16 protein-coding genes are annotated in these 19,176 nt (G+C 63.6%); 10 read left to right on the top strand and 6 right to left on the bottom strand.

Annotation, left to right across the window (positions count from 1 at the left end; all coding sequences use genetic code 11):
• Positions 1-7: 7 nt before the first annotated feature.
• Positions 8-895 (bottom strand): GerMN domain-containing protein, encoded by an 888-nt coding sequence (locus tag AC1DJB_RS12160; protein ID WP_059390012.1) that lies wholly within the window; start codon positions 893-895, stop codon positions 8-10.
• Positions 896-1,317: 422 nt separating this feature from the next.
• On the opposite strand from AC1DJB_RS12160, the gene AC1DJB_RS12155 reads away from it, so the two are divergent.
• The 5 genes from AC1DJB_RS12155 (at position 1,318) to AC1DJB_RS12135 (ending at position 6,802) form a co-directional block, all read left to right on the top strand.
• Positions 1,318-2,406, top strand: coding sequence for a PhoH family protein (locus AC1DJB_RS12155; protein WP_059390011.1), 1,089 nt, complete (start codon positions 1,318-1,320; stop codon positions 2,404-2,406).
• Positions 2,403-2,876 (top strand): rRNA maturation RNase YbeY, encoded by a 474-nt coding sequence (gene ybeY / locus AC1DJB_RS12150; protein WP_059390010.1) that lies wholly within the window; start codon positions 2,403-2,405, stop codon positions 2,874-2,876. The genes AC1DJB_RS12155 and ybeY overlap by 4 nt, the downstream gene beginning before the upstream one ends.
• The gene (locus AC1DJB_RS12145; protein ID WP_284989006.1) at positions 2,873-4,204 is read left to right on the top strand and encodes a hemolysin family protein; all 1,332 of its coding nucleotides are present in this window, start codon (positions 2,873-2,875) and stop codon (positions 4,202-4,204) included. Before ybeY ends, AC1DJB_RS12145 begins: the two co-directional genes overlap by 4 nt.
• Complete coding sequence (era, locus tag AC1DJB_RS12140; RefSeq protein ID WP_059390009.1) at positions 4,188-5,150, top strand: GTPase Era; 963 nt, start codon at positions 4,188-4,190, stop codon at positions 5,148-5,150. The genes AC1DJB_RS12145 and era overlap by 17 nt, the downstream gene beginning before the upstream one ends.
• 74 nt (positions 5,151-5,224) lie before the next feature.
• Positions 5,225-6,802: an LCP family protein gene (locus tag AC1DJB_RS12135; RefSeq protein WP_307053462.1), complete on the top strand. Its 1,578-nt coding sequence runs from the start codon at positions 5,225-5,227 to the stop codon at positions 6,800-6,802.
• Between the two features lie 10 nt (positions 6,803-6,812).
• Here the strand turns inward: AC1DJB_RS12135 and AC1DJB_RS12130 are convergent, their stop codons facing one another.
• Complete coding sequence (locus tag AC1DJB_RS12130; protein WP_441438135.1) at positions 6,813-8,765, bottom strand: M13 family metallopeptidase; 1,953 nt, start codon at positions 8,763-8,765, stop codon at positions 6,813-6,815.
• A gap of 251 nt (positions 8,766-9,016) precedes the next feature.
• On the opposite strand from AC1DJB_RS12130, the gene leuA reads away from it, so the two are divergent.
• The 3 genes from leuA to AC1DJB_RS12115 all read left to right on the top strand — a co-directional run bounded on the left by leuA (position 9,017) and on the right by AC1DJB_RS12115 (position 12,416).
• On the top strand, positions 9,017-10,756 hold the full coding sequence (gene leuA / locus AC1DJB_RS12125; RefSeq protein WP_441438136.1) for a 2-isopropylmalate synthase: 1,740 nt from the start codon (positions 9,017-9,019) through the stop codon (positions 10,754-10,756).
• A gap of 83 nt (positions 10,757-10,839) precedes the next feature.
• Positions 10,840-11,595, top strand: coding sequence for a DNA repair protein RecO (gene recO / locus AC1DJB_RS12120; RefSeq protein ID WP_284989013.1), 756 nt, complete (start codon positions 10,840-10,842; stop codon positions 11,593-11,595).
• 2 nt (positions 11,596-11,597) lie between these two features.
• Positions 11,598-12,416 (top strand): isoprenyl transferase, encoded by an 819-nt coding sequence (locus AC1DJB_RS12115; protein ID WP_441438137.1) that lies wholly within the window; start codon positions 11,598-11,600, stop codon positions 12,414-12,416.
• A gap of 38 nt (positions 12,417-12,454) precedes the next feature.
• Here AC1DJB_RS12115 and AC1DJB_RS12110 read toward each other — a convergent pair whose 3' ends face one another.
• From AC1DJB_RS12110 to AC1DJB_RS12100, 3 genes are read right to left on the bottom strand one after another with little or no spacing between them, the layout of a single operon-like run.
• Entirely contained in the window at positions 12,455-13,528 is a 1,074-nt protein-coding gene (locus tag AC1DJB_RS12110; RefSeq protein ID WP_307053460.1) for an alpha/beta hydrolase, read from the bottom strand.
• Positions 13,525-14,571 carry an alpha/beta hydrolase gene (locus tag AC1DJB_RS12105; protein WP_284989018.1) on the bottom strand — a complete coding sequence of 349 codons (1,047 nt, stop codon included), beginning with the start codon at positions 14,569-14,571 and terminating at the stop codon, positions 13,525-13,527. The genes AC1DJB_RS12110 and AC1DJB_RS12105 overlap by 4 nt, the downstream gene beginning before the upstream one ends.
• Positions 14,572-14,580: 9 nt before the next feature.
• Entirely contained in the window at positions 14,581-16,263 is a 1,683-nt protein-coding gene (locus AC1DJB_RS12100; RefSeq protein WP_441438138.1) for an FAD-binding dehydrogenase, read from the bottom strand.
• 68 nt (positions 16,264-16,331) lie between these two features.
• Between AC1DJB_RS12100 and AC1DJB_RS12095 the strand changes: the two genes are divergently transcribed.
• The gene (locus AC1DJB_RS12095) at positions 16,332-17,399 is read left to right on the top strand and encodes a quinone-dependent dihydroorotate dehydrogenase (protein WP_441438139.1); all 1,068 of its coding nucleotides are present in this window, start codon (positions 16,332-16,334) and stop codon (positions 17,397-17,399) included.
• Between the two features lie 97 nt (positions 17,400-17,496).
• Here the strand turns inward: AC1DJB_RS12095 and AC1DJB_RS12090 are convergent, their stop codons facing one another.
• A complete protein-coding gene (locus AC1DJB_RS12090) occupies positions 17,497-18,090 on the bottom strand; it encodes a DUF3043 domain-containing protein (protein WP_476910294.1) in 594 nt (197 codons plus the stop codon).
• Positions 18,091-18,211: 121 nt separating this feature from the next.
• On the opposite strand from AC1DJB_RS12090, the gene AC1DJB_RS12085 reads away from it, so the two are divergent.
• Positions 18,212-19,176: M20/M25/M40 family metallo-hydrolase (locus AC1DJB_RS12085; protein WP_476910293.1), on the top strand; the 965-nt coding region annotated here is incomplete at its 3' end.

Raw genomic sequence — 19,176 nt, 5'->3', positions numbered from 1 at the left:
GACGTCCTCAGCGAACGGTGAAAGTACGGGTATCAGTCGCGATGTCCGCGTCGTTGGGTCCCATCAAGGAGACCCGCAATTCGTATCGGCCCGCTCCGAGCCCCACTGTGAAGCTGAAGGTTCCACCCTGTCCCGGAACGGTCGAGGCAGTGACCTGCCCGGCGAGGTACGAGGACTTGTCGCCGTTTGAGTTCTCGCGAAGGATTTGCCAATGCAGCTTCTTCGAGGGGTCCGTGCTTCGGCCGTTGAACTTGACCGGACCGGAAGGCAAGGTCAGGTCCTCCTGCGGGTCGATGATCCACACCGGCGCCACCATGGAGGCGTCGCGGACCATCGGATCGCCGAGTTTGACCTGGCCGAATGCCATGTAGTCCGTGTGCCCGTCAACCAGGATGGTCACCTTGATCTGCTGTCCTGAATCGATCAGGCCCGAACTTGCGGCCGCAGCGGTAGCGGTATAGACGAGTTCCTGGACCGCCCGCTGTGCCATCCCGGCATCGAGATTGGAGTTGAACGCGTCGCGGGAAACATCGACCGTGACCACGTTCTTACCGGAAATCGAGGTCGCCAGGCTGCCAGGGTTCTGCCAGGGAGTGAAGAAATCGTGATCCAGAGGCTTCTGGGACATCATGATCCGCAGCGCCGTGGTGATGGGGTTCTCGTTGCCTGGGTTGTCACGGAATTCGCGGTACAGGAAGGTGTCCGTGTCGCTGCGCCCGATCCAGTACACGGGGATCTTGTTGGAGGCCTGGGTCGTTTCGAGCGGAGCATTGCTGTCGGGGGCCGTCTGCAGGGCAGCGGTCGGGGTGGGGACCGGCGTCGTGGATCCCTGTCCAGTGCGATCGGCAATGCATCCCGACAGGAACAAGGCAGCCGTCAAGGCGGTCACAAGCATCGCGGAACGTTTCCGGATGCGTGTGCCGTGAGGGGTGACGGCTGGCCTGGTGATTTTGGATTCCTGATCGTGTTCGGCCGCTGTAGCGCGGGGGAGTCATGCGCCCGGCGGCCGGGCACAGGGGCATTTTTGCCCATGAATCAGCTTGTCATAGTCTCCGGGGCCCCGGCTGGCGTTTCGATACCCGGGCGGACAACTGCAATCCGATTGATACGAGGTCGATGCCGAGTTGATACCAAAGCGGCACGAATCCGCCGTCCGCAGCCCCGCCGGGCACGGTCCGGACCCATCGCGGAGACTGGCTGGCGTAGGATTGAAAGCAATCCGAGGCCCACGATCCTGCGCCCATCCAGCAGACGGACATCGGAGAAAATCGATGGACATCACCAAGCCGGAGGAGCACAGGCCGCGAGGCCAGCACTATGACAGAATCATTGAACGGGCGGCCCAAGGCCGGCAGCGTTGAGACAGGTCCGGCCGAGTTTCCCCACTCTGTCCCGGGCGCCCGGACGGAAGTTGTCATCTTCGACAACTCGGATCAGATGGTTCAGACCCTTGGCAGCCATGACGAGGCCTTGCGCTACATCGAAGCCCAGTTCCCCGGCGTCGACTTCCACGTGCGCGGCAACGAGCTCTCCTTCAGCGGACCGTCAAGCGACGTTCCCAGGATCATGCGGCTTCTGGAGGAAGTCCGTGGCCTGGTCGGCAAGGGGACAGTCATCACCCCGGACGTGCTCCAGCAGCTTGTTTCCTTGTTGCGGAGCCAATCGCTGCAAAACCCCGTGGAAATCCTGACCCACAACATCCTTTCGAGCCGCGGGCGCACCATTCGGCCCAAGACGCTCAACCAGAAGAACTATGTCGATGCCATTGACGACAACACCGTCATCTTCGGGATCGGCCCTGCGGGCACCGGCAAGACGTACCTGGCGATGGCCAAAGCCGTCCAGGCACTGCAGCTCAAGGAAGTCAGCCGCATCATCCTCACGAGGCCCGCCGTCGAGGCAGGTGAGCGCCTCGGGTTCCTGCCGGGAACGTTGAGCGACAAGATCGACCCCTACCTGCGTCCTTTGTACGATGCTTTGCACGACATGATGGATCCGGAATCGATTCCGCGGCTCATGGCTGCCGGGACCATTGAGGTAGCACCGCTTGCGTACATGCGCGGCCGCACGCTCAACGACGCGTTCATCATCCTCGATGAGGCGCAAAACACCACGGCGGAACAGATGAAGATGTTCCTGACCCGTTTGGGCTTCGGATCCAAGATGGTTGTCACGGGGGATATCACCCAGGTGGATTTGCCCTTCGGCGCCACTTCCGGGCTGCGCATCGTCCAGGAGATCCTCAGCGGGATCGACGGCGTGAACTTCACGATGCTGGACGCTTCCGACGTCGTCAGGCACCGGCTCGTCGCTGACATTGTGTCCGCCTACAGCAAGTGGGACGAAAAGCACCGGGTGCGTGCCCAGCACACGCCCATCCATGACAAACGGGGAGAACACCGATGAGCATCGAGGTCAACAACGAGTCCGGCGTCCAGGTGGACGAGGCACAATTGGTGACGCTTTCGCGCTTCATCTTCGAGCGGCTCTACATTCACCCGCAGGCCGAACTTTCCATCCTCCTGGTGGATGAGCCCGCCATGGAAAAGCTCCACATCGAGCTCATGGACGAACCCGGCGCCACGGACGTCCTGTCTGTTCCGATGGATGAGCTGACTCCAGGTACTCCCGGCAAGCCGGCTCCACAGGGCATGCTGGGCGACATCGCCATCTGCCCGCAGGTAGCCGAGGTTCAAGCGCGCAACGCCGGTCATTCAACGCAGGATGAAATGCTCCTGCTCTGCACGCACGGAATCCTTCACCTCCTCGGTTTCGACCACGCGGAGCCGGAGGAAAAGGAAGAGATGTTCGGCCTGCAGCGTGAGCTGCTGTCCGCGTTCCTCGGCAAGGACGCCCCCATGGAGACCATGCTGTGACCTCGCTCATCCTGGTCGGGATGGCGTTGGTATTCCTCAGTTTCGTCGCCCTGCTGACCGCGGCTGAAGCTGCCTTCACCTTCCTGCCGCGGCACGACGCGGAGCAAGCCATCGTCAAGAGCAGGGGAAATTCGCTTCGCAGTATCCTCGCCCAGCCCGTTGCGCACATTCGCGCACTGCGGTTCTGGCGTGTCTGGTTCGAGATGGCGGCAGCAGTGGCCGTCGCCGTCGTCATGCACAGCCTCCTAGAGAACGTTTGGCTTGCCGGATTGGCGGCTACAGGCATCATGGCCGTCATTGGATTCGTTCTGGTGGGCGTCTCGCCCCGTCAACTCGGACGCGCCCACTCGGGCGGGGTGGTTCGCTACTCGGCACCACTCATCAGGTTCCTGTGCTGGATCCTGGGTCCCATCCCTGGTTGGCTCGTGGCGATCGGCAGTACGGTAGCGCCCGGCGCGCCCAGCGGCGACGAAGCATTCTTCAGCGAGGAAGAATTCCGTGAACTCGTGGACAGGGCCACGGAATCCGACATGATCGAGGACAGCGAGGCCGAACTGATCCAATCGGTCTTCGACTTCGGCGACACCTTGGTGCGCTCGGTGATGGTTCCTCGAACGGACATTGTGAGCATCGAGTCCGGATCCAGCCTGGAGCAGGCCATGGCCTTGTTCCTCCGTTCCGGGTACTCAAGGATCCCCGTCATCGGCGAGAACGCGGACCAGATCCGCGGCATTCTCTATTTGAAGGACGTCGCTGCCGCATTGCACCGCCCCGAACAACCATCAGTACGCCAAGACGTTGACGCCATAGCCCGCGAGGCACGCTTCGTTCCCGAATCGAAGCCTGTCAGCGACCTCCTGAGCGAGCTTCAGCAAGAGTCCACGCACGTCGCCGTCGTCATTGACGAATACGGCGGCACGGCCGGACTGGTGACGCTGGAGGACCTGATTGAGGAAATCGTCGGGGAGATCGTCGATGAGTACGATTCGAACGATGCCGAGGTCACTGACCTTGGTGACGGCACGTACCGCGTCAGTTCGCGGATGAGCATCGACGACCTCGGCGAACTTTTCCACATTGACCTCGACGACGACGAAGTGGACACCGTAGGCGGCCTCCTGGCCAAGACCCTGGGCAAGGTGCCCATCGTCGGCAGCGCGGTGCACGTGGATGGGATCTCCTTGAAAGCCGATAGGCTGGAAGGCCGGCGAAACCGGGTCAGCCATATCATTGCGGCAGCCATTCCAAAAGAAGACACTGACCTTGAAGACCTTCTCGACGAGGCCGACACAACGCAACAGGGAGTTCCACGTGAGCAAGCACAATAAGAAGTTCGACGCCGATCAGGACTTCGGCGGCTTCCACGCAGGATTCTCGGTTCTTGTGGGGCGTCCCAACGCCGGCAAGTCCACCCTCACCAACGCTTTGGTCGGCCAGAAGGTGGCCATCACCTCGGCAAAACCGCAGACCACCAGGCACACGATCCGCGGCATTGTCCATCGGGACGACGCGCAGCTGATCCTCGTCGACACTCCGGGCCTCCACCGCCCGCGCACCCTCCTTGGCAAGAGGCTCAACGATCTCGTCGCGGACACCCTCTCCGAAGTGGACGCCATTGGCTTTTGCTTGCCCGCCAACGAGAAGATCGGACCGGGCGACAAGTACATCGCAGCCCAGCTCGCCGCGGTGGGACGCAAGCCCATCATCGCCCTGGTCACCAAGACCGACCTTGTTGACCGCCAGGCCCTGACCGAGCAACTCCTGGCTGTAGCCGCGTTGGGCCGCGAAGTCCTCGGCGAGCAAGGCTGGGCCGATATCGTTCCGGTTTCAGCGACCGACGGTTTCCAGGTCAATACGGTCGCCGACGTCCTCATCGGCCACATGCCGCCTTCTCCGCCGCTCTACCCGGACGGTGAACTCACCGATGAACCGGAGGCCGTCATGGTCGCCGAACTTATCCGGGAAGCAGCACTGGAAGGCGTCCGCGACGAGCTTCCGCACTCCCTGGCCGTGGTGGTGGAGGAAATCCTGCCCCGCGAGGGCCGCTCCGAAGACAACCCGCTCCTCGACGTGCGGGTCAATTTGTACGTTGAGCGCCCGTCCCAGAAGGCCATCATCATCGGCAAGGCCGGAAGCCGGCTGCGCGAAGTCGGAACGAACGCCCGCAAGGGCATTGAGGCCCTCCTGGGAACCAAGATCTACCTCGACCTGCACGTGAAAGTGGCCAAGGACTGGCAGCGCGACCCGAAGCAACTCGTGAAGCTGGGGTTCTAACCGCTGGGGAATTTCCCAGTTTGGGCCCGTAAAATGGTCCGAATCCCATTTTCCGAGGAAAGGTTGAGCGAGTCGTGCGACGTCGCGATGCACGCGTACAAGAGCCCGGCACCCTTGGTGCCCGCGGCGCTGCACGCCACGGGGAAGCTCCCGGCACCCCCCGCCACATGAATGCTCCGAAGGGCCTCCCGCTCTGGCTCAAGGTCACTGCCGTGACGGTGTCAGTGCTGTTGGTTGCCGGTATCGCTTTCGCCGCCTACTGGGTCATCCGCTTGCAATCGAACATCAGCAAAGCACCGTTGTCGGCGGGCGCCACGAGAACCGAAGCCGCGGCCAACGATGCAACGGACCGCCTGCAGATCCTCATCCTCGGGTCCGACACGAGGGACGGCAAGAACTCGCAATACGGTTCAACGCAGGATTCCACCGGTTACGGCCAGTCAGACGTCATGATGCTGCTGGACATTTCAGCGGACAACAAGAGAGTGAGCCTCACGAGCTTTCCCCGTGACCTCCTGGTGAATGTCCCGTCATGCACTGATCCCAAGACCAATACCGTGTATCAACCCCACTCGAACGTCATGATCAACTCGGCCATGGCAGAAGCCGGGATCGGTTGCGCCGTGGACACAGTCAACAAGCTCACGGGACTGCAAATCGACCACTTCATGATGGCTGACTTCAACGCAGTCAAGGAGCTGTCCAACGCCGTAGGCGGAGTCAACGTGTGCGTGAGCGACGCCGTCTACGACCCCGATTCCGGACTCCGGCTCCCCAAGGGAACATCGAGCGTCCAAGGGGAACAAGCCCTGGCCTTCCTCCGTACCCGCCACGGTTTTGGCGATGGAAGCGACCTCGGCCGTATCCAGGCGCAGCAGGGTTTCCTCTCCTCGCTGACCCGGAAGATCAAGTCTGATGGCACGCTGGGCAATCCGCAGAGCCTGCTGTCCATTGCCGATGCCGTGACAAAGAACCTGACCGTGGACGAAGGCCTGGCGTCCGTCCAGTCGCTCCTGACCATCGGGAGCCGCCTCAAGGACGTTGACTTGTCCAAGGTCGCGTTCGTGTCGGTTCCCACCCAGCCCGCCGCCGTCGATCCCAACAGGCTCGAATTGGTTCAACCGCAGGCCACCCAGCTGTTCGCAGCCATGCGCGCGAACCTCGACCTGACCACCCCGGGGGCTACGGCCGCTCCCTCGGCCAGTCCCTCGCCTGCGGCCTCGGGGGCACCGTCCGGCAGCGCGGCGCCAGCGCCGAGCGCTCCGCCTGTTCCCGCCTATGACAAGGCCCTTCAGACAGTGACCGTTGCCGACGGAACAGGCATCGCATCCCGCGGCCAGGAGATCGCAGCCGCCCTGGTTGGCGGCGGATTCACGAAAGCCGCACACTTCCTCGCGGCTGCCGTTCCCAAGACCGTTGTGTATTACGGGGCAGGCTATGCCGACGTTGCGCCGGATGTCGCGAATCTCCTGGGGATCCCGGCCTCGCAAGTCGAACCATCCAACGGCATCGTGGGAGTCCAGGTCTATATCGGCAGTGACTTCGATTCGGGAACCAAGTACGGAGTTGCCTCCGTACCGGCCGACGTCGTCAAGCAGACCGCAGGCGACGTGAAATGCCAGGCGGTCAACCCGGCACTCGTCGCGAGGTAGCTGCTGCTGCCTACCAGATGCTGACGCGGTCCTCAGGCGACAGCCACATTCCATCCCCGGCTTCCACCGCGAACGCCTCATGGAACGAATCCAGGTTCTTGGCGATGGCATTCGTTCGGAACTCGTTGGGGGAGTGCGGGTCCGTAGCGACGCGCCGGATGGCCTCCTCGGGACGGATGACTTGGCGCCAGCCGGCAGCCCAGGACATGAAGAAGCGCTGCTGTCCGGTGAGGCCTTCAAGGACCGGCGGCTCAGCACCGTCAAGGCTCAAGAGGTAGGCCTTGTAGGCAATGGTCAGGCCGCCGAGATCGCCGATGTTTTCGCCGAGCGTGAGCTTCCCGTTGACCTTGTGCTCAGGGGCGGCGTAGGGGGCAAGGGCGTCGAATTGGGCTACGAGCTTTGCCGCCAGTCCTTCGAAGGCCTTTCGGTCCTCCTCGCTCCACCAATTCCGCAGCGCTCCGCTTCCATCGAACTGGGAGCCCTGGTCGTCGAAGCCGTGGCCGATTTCGTGACCGATGATGGCGCCGATGCCTCCATAGTTGACCGCGTCGTCAGCTTCCGCCGTGAAGAAGGGTGGCTGCAGGATCGCGGCGGGGAAGACAATCTCATTCAGCATCGGGTGGTAGTACGCGTTGACGGTCTGCGGGGTCATGAGCCACTTGTCGAGATCGACCGGCTTGCCGACCTCATCGAGGTGACGGTCGACGTCGGCGTTGTGTGCCCGCTCGACGTTGCCCAAAAGGTCGCTCGGGTCAATCTCGACGGCGGAATAGTCGATCCACTTGTCCGGAAAACCGATCTTGGGCCGGAAGGCCTCAAGTTTTTTCAGCGCTTCCGCCTTGGTGTCTTCGCCCATCCAGTCGAGGGCCGTGATGCTCTCGCGGTAGGCCTCGATCAGCTTGGCAACCAGCGTCTGCATCCTGGCCTTGTAGCCTTCGGGGAAGTGGCGTTCCACGTAGATCTGGCCTACCGCCTCCCCAAGGGCGGCTTCGACGACGGCGACGCCCCGCTTCCACCGGTCCTTGTTCTGTGGAGTGCCGCTCAGGGTGGTGCCGTAGAAATCGAAGTTTGCGTCCACGAACGCCGACGAAAGATAAGGGGCGGCGGCATTGAGCACGCGCAGGGCCAGCCACTCCTGCCACGTGGCAAGGGACTCGGACTCGACAAGGGCGGACGCACCGGTGAAGAAGTCCGGGGTGCTGACCACCAGCTCGGTGTACTTGTCCGCTTCAATGCGGGCCGAATCGAACCATGCGTCAAGGTGTGGAAACAGTTCGCGGCCCTCTTCCGCGGTCTTGAGGTTGTAGGTCTTCTGCGGATCGCGCAGGGTGACGTTGTCCCAGTGGTGCGAAGCAAGGGCCTTCTCAAGGGCGACGACGCGCGCCGCGGCAGTGTCGGCGTCGGGAATGCCCGCCAGGCCGAAGAGTTTGGCGACGTATTTCGCATAGGCGCTGACGATGCCTTCGAACTTCTCGTCCCGGTAATACGATTCGTCGGGAAGGCCCAGGCCGCCCTGGCCGATGTACAACAGGATCCGGTCCGGGTTCCCGGCGTCGGGAGCGGGATAGATCGAGAAGAGGCCGGAAACATCCGAGCGGAACAGGCGCCCCGTCAGGGCCACCACTTCGGCCGGCGACGCCGTGGCACAGACCTCCGCGAGCCGGGCGCGGATAGGCTCCATGCCCTTGGCCTCGGTGGCTTCCTCATCCATGAAGCTGTTGTAGAGCCCGCCTACTTTGCGCTCGATGCCGCTGGCGTCTTCGCCCTTTGCTGCAGCTTCCTCGATGATCGCTTTGACTGCTAGTTCCGCGCCGTCGCGGAGCGCGGTGAAGGTTCCCTCGAGCGGTCGGTCGTCCGGGATGACCGTCGACTTCAGCCACGCCCCGTTGACGTGCTGGTAAAGGTCGTCCTGCGGCCTGACGCTTTCATCGATGTTGGACAGTGTGATCCCCGACTGTGGCACAAGAACTCCTTCGGACGACGAGCGGAACCGGCTCACTACCGTTCACGCGTCTGCATAGTGGACGTTGCTTCTGGTATTGCATTGTCATCATACGCACCCGTGTTACTGTGAAATGGTGCGTGCAGGAATGCTTCTCCTTAGCTGCCGCGGCGGGGCCTCGTAGGCGATCATTCGCTAGGCCAACCCTCGCTGCGGAGTTAGCTATGCCCGGCCAATCTTCCATCAAAGATTAAGAGAAAAGGCCCCAAGTCATGCGCAACGCACAAAAGCCCTCCGGAATGCCCATTCATCGGTACCTGCCTTTCCAGGAACAGATCAATGTCGAGCTGCCGGACCGCACCTGGCCGGACAAGGTCATCACCAAGGCTCCCCGCTGGTGCGCAGTGGACCTCCGTGACGGCAACCAGGCACTGATCGACCCCATGAGCCCGGCCCGCAAGCTGAAAATGTTCCAACTGCTGGTCAAGATGGGCTACAAGGAAATCGAAGTCGGCTTCCCGTCCGCTTCGCAGACAGACTTCGACTTCGTGCGGCAGCTCATCGAAGGCGGCCACATCCCGGATGACGTTTCCATCCAGGTCCTGACCCAGGCGCGCGAGCACCTGATCGAACGCACCTACGAATCCCTCGTCGGCGCCAAGCAGGCCATCGTCCACCTGTACAACTCCACGTCGGTCCTGCAACGGCGCGTCGTGTTCAACCAGGACGAGGACGGGATCCTGGACATCGCCCTCCAGGGTGCCCGCTTGTGCAAGAAATACGAGGAAACCCTCACGGACACACACATCACGTACGAGTACTCGCCGGAGTCCTTCACCGGAACCGAGCTCGAGTACGCAGCACGTGTTTGCAACGCGATCGCCGACGTTTTCGAAGCGTCCGCGGACAAGCAGGTCATCATCAACCTGCCCGCCACCGTGGAAATGGCCACGCCCAATGTCTACGCCGACTCCATCGAATGGATGCACCGGAATCTGCACCCGCGTGAAGGCATCATCATCTCCCTCCACCCGCACAACGATCGCGGCACGGGTGTTGCCGCCGCTGAGTTGGGCTACCTGGCCGGCGCCGACCGCATCGAAGGCTGCTTGTTCGGCAACGGCGAGCGTACCGGCAACGTGGACCTGGTCACCCTAGGCCTGAACATGTTCGTCCAAGGCGTGGATCCGATGATCGATTTCTCGGACATTGACGAAGTCCGCCGGACGGTCGAGTACTGCAACCAGTTGCCCGTTCCCGAGCGTTCCCCGTACGGTGGCGACCTGGTGTTCACGGCATTCTCCGGTTCGCACCAGGACGCCATCAAGAAGGGCTTCGAAGCCCTCGAGAAGGACGCCGCCGCCGCTGGCAAGGCCGTGGATGACTTCACCTGGCAGGTTCCGTACCTGCCGATCGATCCCAAGGACCTGGGCCGTAGCTACGAGGCCGTCATCCGCGTCAACTCGCAGTCCGGCAAGGGCGGGGTGGCGTACCTGCTCAAGAACGAGCACAGCCTCGACCTGCCGCGTCGCGCACAAATCGAATTCTCCGGCGTCATCCAGCACCGCACCGACACTGTGGGCGGCGAGGTCAGCGGTGCCCAGTTGTGGGCCATGTTCCAGGACGAGTACCTGCCGGCCAGCACGGCCGATGGCCAGTGGGGACGCTACTCGCTGGGTTCCATCCGCACCGAGACCGATGAGTCCGGCGAATTGACCCTGCATGCGGCCCTGCGCATTGACGGCACGATGGTCCAGCGGACCGGCACGGGCAACGGCCCGATCGCGGCCATGCTGGACATCCTGCGTCAAGACGGCGTGGACGTCCGCGTCCTGGACTACTCCGAACATGCCCTTTCCGAAGGTGGCAGCGCCACTGCCGCAGCATACGTTGAATGCGCCGTGGGCGAGCGGGTCCTCTGGGGAGTCGGTATCGATCCCAACACGAGCACCGCGGCACTCAAGGCAGTCATCTCTGCCGTCAACCGGGCCATCAGGTCCGTCCGGGCATAGCCATTTGCCGTGCGGCGTCGTCAACACGGCGCCGCACGGCTTCGCCGGCCCCGAGAAGGTCCGGTGTGGTGCGAAGATTAACTGTGGCCAATCCTTCGTCGTTTGCAGCGCGGTCCTATCGGGACGATGCCGTAGTGCTGCGCACCCACAAGTTGGGCGAAGCGGACCGCATCATCACTTTGCTGACAAAGCACCACGGACAAGTAAGGGCAGTTGCCAAGGGCGTACGGCGGACCAGCAGTCGGTTCGGTGCCCGGCTGGAGCCGTTCATGGTTGCCGACCTGCAACTCGTTTCCGGCCGCACTCTTGACATCGTCACCCAGGCTGTCGCGAAGGGCGCCTATGGGAGCTCGATCGCTGCCGACTACTCCCGGTACACCGTTGCCGCCGCCATGACGGAAACGGCAGAAAAGCTGACCGACGCCGACGCCGATTCGGGAACCGCCCAGTACAACCTGCTTGTCGGGGCACTTGCCGCGTTGAGCCGTTCCGACCACCCGCCGGAGCTCATTCTGGACTCCTACTTGCTCCGCGCTTTGGCGACCGGCGGCTGGGCGCCCAGTTTCACGGATTGCGCCCGCTGCGGGGCGAGGGGTCCGCACACAGCCTTCTCCGCTCCCTTGGGCGGAATGATCTGCAACGATTGCCGGCCGCCAGGCTCGCCGGCACCCGCTCCCGAGACCGTCGTCTTGCTGGGTGCGCTGCTGACGGGGGACTGGGCTACGGCGGATGTGTCCGAATCCTTGCATCGCCGCGAGGCCGCCGGATTGGTGGCGAGTTACCTCCAATGGCACCTTGAACGAGCATTGAAGTCCCTCAAACATGTGGAGCGAAGCTGAAAGTGGCACTGGGAAAAAAGAAGACGGCAACGGCGCGGACCACCCCGGTGAGGGCCCCCTACCACCACCCTTCGGGCGCCAGGCCGCCGGCCATACCTGCAGAACTGATACCGCGGCACGTGGCCATTGTCATGGACGGCAACGGCCGCTGGGCGAACCAACGTGGACTCCCGCGCATTGAGGGTCACAAAGCCGGGGAGCCGGCCCTGCTGGATGTGATGGCGGGCGCGATCGAACTGGGCATCAAGTACGTCAGCGTCTACGCTTTCTCCACCGAAAACTGGCGCCGTTCTCCTGAAGAAGTGCGCTTCCTCATGGGATTTAACAAGGATGTGCTACGTCGGCAGCGCAATCAGCTTGATGAATGGGGCGTGCGGATCCGCTGGGCGGGACGGCGGCCCAGGCTCTGGGGCTCGGTCATCAAGGAGCTGGAAGAAGCCGAGGAGTACACGCGCGGCAACGACACGTGCACCCTGACCATGTGTGTGAACTACGGCGGCCGCGCTGAAATCGCCGACGCCGTAGCCGCGATTGCCCAGGATGTCGCTGATGGCCGCCTCAAGCCCGGCTCCGTCACCGAGAAGACCATCCAGAAGTACCTCGATGAGCCGGATCTTCCGGATGTGGACCTGTTCCTGCGAAGCTCCGGCGAGCAGCGCCTCTCGAACTTCCTCTTGTGGCAATCCGCCTATGCGGAATTCGTCTTCATGGACACCCTGTGGCCCGACGTCGACCGCAGGACTTTGTGGGACGCCGTCGAGATCTATGCCAAAAGGGACCGCCGCTACGGAGGCGCGGTCGACGCTGCGGCACCCCGCTGAACGCGGCACCGACTCAGCGCGAGCGCGCCGTAAACCGTTCAGTCCGGATAGGATGCCAACCAGATGGCCACGTCCCGGTAGGCCTGCTGCCGGACGGTACGCCGTGACAGGAATACATCGTGAAGGGCACCTGGATAGCGGAAAACCGCCGTCCGGCGCCCGAGGCCCAGCGCCCGGCGGGCAGTCTGCTCGACGTCGATCACGGCGTCGACGCGCATGAGCTCCGCGGTCCACTCGGCCTGGATCCGAGTCCGGCCGGAAAGCAGCACGAGCACCGGAGCGTCGATATTGAGTTTGCGTTCGACGGCGGCGTGCCCGGCCAGGACTGCCTTTGTCCACCCTGCACGGATCGGGAAGGAAGCCCGGGGCCTCCATTCCGGATCCAGGGTCCATTCGCCGTGGGCCAGATTGCTGACGCTTTCCCAGTAGGCCGGCATCTCAGGGAAACGGAAGGGCCGTTTGGGATCGGTACGCGCAAACGGTTCCACCAGACGCATCGCCATGCTGCGGATCAGGCTGCTGCCCTGGAGTTCCAGCCACGGCGAATTCAACGTCAGGGTGGCAATACGGCCAGGATTCCGGTCAGCCCACAGCGCCGCGATCAGTCCGCCCAGAGAGTGGGCCAGGAGGTGGACGGTGGGTACCTCCGCGCTACCCGTCAGTTCGGCAACATCCTGCTGGATGGCACGAAGGGCGGCGTCAAGGTCTTCGTCATAGACCGAGAGATCGGTGGTGTAGCCGGGAGTCTGGCCCGGCCGCAGGCTCCGCCCGAACTTGCGCAGGTCAAGGGCATAGAAATGGAAACCCGAGGCGCCGAGGAACTCGGCCAGTTCTGTCTGCATGAAGTAGTCTGCCCAGCCGTGGAGGTACAGCACCACCCTCGGCGGCCCGTGGGTGACGGGCACGTCGCGCCGGCGCCGTCGTCGAGTGAATGCCGTCAAGGCATCCAAGAGTCCGTGCGGCGCCGTCTGCGTGGCGAGCGGGCGGACGTGCCGGACGAGGGTGGCGCAGACCGGACCCTCCTCGTCCGGTGGAAGTTCCAGCTCCAAGGCCTCGAAACCACCGCCCAGGAAGTCATGTTGCCAGACCGGCACCCCCAGTTCAGTGGTCATGGCGTTTCCCCCGCTTGTCCAAGTTCGTAGCCTGCCGGAGGTTCCGTCCGCGGCTCGTTGGTGATGTACCCGTGAATCCAACGCGCTAGCCTGTCGTAGGCATCGGCGCGCACCGGGCCGGCCGACAGGAAGACATCATGGAGGCCGCCGTCCACCCGTTCCAGGGTGACGGTCCGGCCAAGGGTCATGGCTCGGACGGCCATGGTGTTGACGTCCAGCACGGCGTCCGAATGCCGCATGGACTCCTGCCAGACCATGCCGTTGGCGCTCGCTCCGGAAATCAAGACCAGGATCGGGATGTCTATTCTCAGCCCCCGGGCTACCCTCGTGTGGCCGCTGAGGACCGCGCTGAGCCAACCGGCGCGCATGGGGAAAGCCAAAGGCGGGCGGTATTTATCGTCGAGGAGCCACTCGCCTTCGGCCGAGCTGCTGATGCTGCGGTAATAGAAGCCGCGTTCGGGCAAGCGCAGGATGGTCGTGGGCCGGAAGCGTGCCAGCGGCTTCACCATGGTCTGGGCGGCGCGGCGAACCACGGAACTTCCGTGCATTTCAAGCCACGGGCTATTGAGGACGAGGTACTGGACGGAGCCGGGGTGGCTGCTGACCCACAAAGCGGCCACGAGGCCTCCGGTGGAATGCCCCATCAGGGTCAACGAGCCGGGCTCCTGCCCATGCCCATCCGAAGAGCGGATCATATCGATGGCTTTGCTGATTTCGGCGTCGTAATCGTTCAGGTGCTCAACGTAACCGCCAGGCCTGTCCGCTTGCAGGCTGCGGCCATGGTTGTGCATGTCCAACGCGTAGAAATGGAAGCCTTGTCCCGTCCAGAACTCCGCCAAGGCGACGTTGAAAAAGTAGTCGCTCCATCCGTGCAGGAACAGGACCGAACGGTTGGCGGACGGGGGAAAGCCACCCGGGCTGTCCGCGCCCTGGCGCGGGACATGCCGGACCAGCGTTGCGCGCCGGACGACGCCATCAGGTCCGGCCGCCTCGAAGGCGCAACTCTCGAAGTCCGCACCGAGGATATCGGTCTGCCACTCCATGGGAACAGCTTAGACACTCGCCGCGGCATCGCGCCCGGCTGCACGTCCGGAGAACAGGCAGCCGCCAAGGAACGTCCCTTCCAATGCCCGGTAGCCATGGATTCCTCCTCCGCCGAAACCGGCGGCCTCACCCGCCGCATACATGCCGGGGACAGGAACTCCGGAATCGTCAAGCACGCGCGAACGGAGGTCCGTTTGAAGTCCGCCGAGGCTCTTACGGGTCAGGACGGAGAGCCGGACAGCCAGGAGCGGGCCGTGCTCCGGGTCGGTGAGCCGGTGCGGAGGCGCCACTCGCATGATCTTGTCGGTGGCGAAACGCCGCGCCGCGCGGATCGCAGCGAGCTGCGGGTCCTTGCCCAGTCCGCTTGCCACTTGCACGTCCCGATCGTGGATGACTGAATCGAGCTGGGCGGGATCTATCAGCGCTGAACCCGTGAGCGCGTTCATTTTCGCGGCGAGCTCGGTGGCCGTCGCGGCGTGCAGGAAGTCCACGCCACGGTCCAGGAAGAGGCGCAATGGTGAATCGCTGCCTGGGTTGAGCCTGGAAACAAGGAGCCTGATGTCCTTGTCAGTCAGGTCCGGGTTCTGTTCGGAACCTGACAGGGCGAACTCCTTCAGCGCGACGGTGCGGTTGCACACGAACCATGAATGTCCGTGTCCGCCCGCAAGGATGTGCCGGAGGGCGCCCAGAGAATCGAAGCCTGGAAACAGCGGGGCGGGCAACTGCCGGCCCCTCGCGTCAATCCACAGCGCCGACGGACCGGGGAGTATGCGGATACCGTGCGAAGGCCACACTGGGGAGTGGTTGTGGATACCTTCGGGGTAGTGCCACATGCGGTCGCCATTGATGAGCCTGCCGCCTGCGGCTGCGGCGGCGGCCAGAAACGCGCCGTCAACGGAGGCGGGTACACCGCTCAGCATATGTTCCGGCGCACCGCCGTCGGGCCATTGCCTCCGCACTAAAGTGTGGTTCCCGCCGATGCCGCCGGTCGTCACGATGATGGCTCCGGCGGTCGCCTCAAAGCGCCCGACGACGGTCCGGGACGATGCTTCGCCGCGTCCGGCGCCGGACGCCCCAAGGATCTCGCCGCCGACCCCGGTGACGCCGCCCGCCGTCGTCGTCATTTCCGTGGCGCGATGCCGGAAGTGGAGGGATATCCTTCCGCGGGCCACGCCTTCGTTCACTTTTGCCAGGAAAGGCTGCACGACGCCGGGTCCCGTGCCCCAGGTGACGTGGAACCGCGGGACCGTGTTGCCGTGGCCTTGGGGACCGTAGCCGCCGCGCTCAGCCCACTGCACCAACGGAAAGAGCCGCACGCCGAGCGATCTCAGCCAGCGGCGTTTCTCGCCGGCGGCAAAATCCACGTAGGCCTCCGCCCACAACCTGGCCCACGAGTCCTCCGGCCGGTCAAAGGCCGCGGACGCCAGCCAGTCGCCCAAGGCGAGTTCGGCACTGTCCTTGACGCCCAGCCTCCGCTGCTCGGGAGAGTTGACCAGGAACAAGCCACCGAAGGACCAGTGAGCCTGGCCGCCGACGGACGCGGACGGTTCCTGGTCCAGGACGGCAACCCGTTTGCCGTCGGCGTAGGCTTGGGCAGCGGCGACCAGTCCCGACAATCCTGCGCCAATAACGATGACATCGGCTTCGATGATTGCCTGGGAGTGAACTCCATCACGTGGATTGCTCGGCATTCGTACATGCTACCGCCCGGTAACCCGCTTGGTTTGGTGCGCGACCCGTAAACCGGAAAACTAGGAGCATGCGCGTTTACCCCACATTCTTCAAGCTGGCCTTCTCCTGGATGGATGCCGAAAGAGCCCACAAGATCGGCTTCCAGGCGATCCGCTTCGCACACCGCTCAGGCGCAGGACGCGTTTTGGCCAAAATGACGGCCCCGCACCCCTCATTGCGCACGGAGGCTTTCGGGCTGACGTTCCCGTCGCCCTTTGGCCTTGCGGCCGGCTTCGACAAAGAAGGCCACGGAATCGAGGCCCTCGCTGAACTGGGGTTCGGCCACGTCGAAGTGGGAACAATCACCGGCCAGGCGCAGCCCGGCAATGAGAAGCCACGGCTTTTCCGTTTGATCGAGGACAAGGCCGTCATCAACCGCATGGGCTTCAACAACGACGGCGCGGCGGCCGTGGCCCCGCGGCTCAAGGCCGCTCGGGCGGCATTGCAGCGGACGCATTCAGGGGTTCGGCCCGTGATCGGAGTCAATATCGGCAAGACCAAGGTTGTCGAGCTCGACGACGCAGTCGAGGACTATCTGGTCAGTGCCCGCAGCCTGGCACCCGCCGCCGACTACCTCGTAGTCAATGTCAGCTCGCCCAACACTCCGGGCCTGCGCCTGCTCCAGAACGTCGAAACGCTTCGCCCGCTCCTTCGCGCCGTCGGCGACGCCGCAGACGAATCCGCCGGCCGCCACGTGCCGCTGCTCGTCAAGATCGCACCGGACCTGAGTGACGAAGACATTGACGACGTCGCCCGCCTCGCCTTGGACCTCAAGCTCGACGGGATCATTGCCACAAACACCACCATCGGCCGGGAAGGCCTGGTAACCGACCCGGGCAAAGTGGATGCGTGCGGTGCCGGCGGACTCTCCGGCGCACCGCTCAAGGCGCGTTCGCTTGAGGTTCTGCGCCGGCTGAAGGCCGCGGTGGGGGAGGGCCTCGTGCTCATCGCGGTCGGCGGAGTGCAGTCCGCGGCCGACGTCCAGGAGCGGCTTGACGCCGGAGCAACCCTCGTGCAGGGTTACACGGCATTCCTTTACGAAGGTCCATTCTGGGCCGCCGGTATCAACAGGGCCTTGGCCAAACGGCGCAGTTAAGCGTCGCCGCCAGGCAGGGTCAAGCAGAAGGACCCTGGAACAGCTGTTCCAGGGTCCTTCTGCTTCGTCGGACGCTTGTCCTCGGGGATCGGGGGCCTTAAGCGGGGTACTGGCCTCGCTGTACCTGCGGCTTCGGCAGGCGCAAGCGACGGAATTGCAGGGAACGCATGCTGCCGTACCAGACGGTGCCCCGCTCGACGTCGCCGAACTTCTGCGTCAAGCCCTTGCGCAACTTGCGGGAAAGGATGAAGACATCCGCGAAGACCGCGAGGAACATGACCCAGAAGCCGATCAGGATATAGCTCAGGGCGTCGCTTCCTGAAGGAATGATGAAGGAGACGACCACGAAAAGCAGCGCACCGAACATCAGGTACTCACCCAGGCTGAAACGGGCGTCGACATAGTCGCGCGCAAAACGCTTCTGGGGTCCCTTGTCCCGCAGCGGCAGGTACTTTTCGTCCCCGGTGTCCAGGGCCTGGCGCATTTTCTGGCGCTGATCCTGCACGGCAATGCGCTCGGCTTCCTTCGAAGCCTTGCGGTCCGTCGGGACGAGGGGGCGCTTACGGGCCGCTTCCTGTTCCTTGCGCTTGGGCGTGGGAGCGCCCTTGCCAACGCCTTTCACGGCAGCGTCGGCGGCAAGCTGGTCTACTTGGTCTTGAGCGCTCGGCTCATCCTTTTTACGTCCAAACACCACTACAGAATACCCCGCAGGAACCGCGCCAAAGTCGCCGTGACGTGCCGCCCCCCGAAAGGGCCCGCCACGCCGCCCGGTCCGGTTCCCCGGCACCACTCGCGGAGGTAGTCTTTTCGCCATGACTTCAATGAATGCGGAGATCCCGCAGACCTTTTCCAGCGGCTCCGGCACAATCAATGTTGATGCGCTCAAGTCCTCGATCGATGCTTCCTTCGACGAGACCATGACCCGTTTGAAAGCCCTGGTCGCTATCCCTGGGATCGCCTGGCCCAGCTTTGACCCGGCGGAGCTGGAGCGGAGTGCCGAGGCTGTTGCTGCGTTGGTCCGCGAGTCGGGCTTCCAGGACGTCCAGATCCTGCGCTGCGACAAGGCCGACGGGAATCCCGGTGGACCTGCCATAGTTGCGCGCCGCGTCGCCGCGCCGGGCAAAGCAACGATCCTGCTTTACGCGCACCACGACGTGCAGCCGCCGGGCGATGTGACCTTGTGGGACAGCGAGCCCTTCGTCGCAGAGGAACGCGATGGCCGCCTTTATGGCCGTGGCGCAGCCGACGACAAAGCGGGAATCATGGCCCACCTGGCGTCTTACGCCGCCGTAACCCAGGTGCTGGGGGACGATTTCGGCCTTGGGGTCACCTTGTTCTTCGAGGGCGAAGAAGAAGCGGGCTCGCCGACGTTCCGCACTTTCCTCGAAACCCACCGCGAGCTCCTCGAGGCGAACGTCATTGTTGTGGCGGATTCAAGCAACTGGAAAGTCGGTGTTCCCGCGCTGACAACGAGTCTCCGCGGCTTGGTGGACGGCACCTTCGAAGTGCGGGTGCTGGATCACGCCGTGCACTCCGGCATGTTCGGTGGTCCCGTACTGGATGCGCCGACCCTTCTGTCCCGACTCATCGCGACCCTGCACGACGACGAGGGCAACGTGGCCATCGAGGGCCTGGTCTGCAATTCCCTGTTGAATAAGCGTGTTGATGCGGTTCAAGAGGGGTGTGAGTGGTGCGAGGATGGCGTATTTTTTGGGTGCCGGCGGGGCGGTCTGTCGAGTCGAAGCGATTGCCGGTCTTGGGCGGTTGGGACGGCCTG

The sequence above is a fragment of the Arthrobacter sp. 01T428 genome, assembly GCF_056398685.1.
The sequence above is the reverse complement of the archived record's forward strand: the minus strand, read 5'-3'. Positions and strand labels throughout refer to the sequence as shown.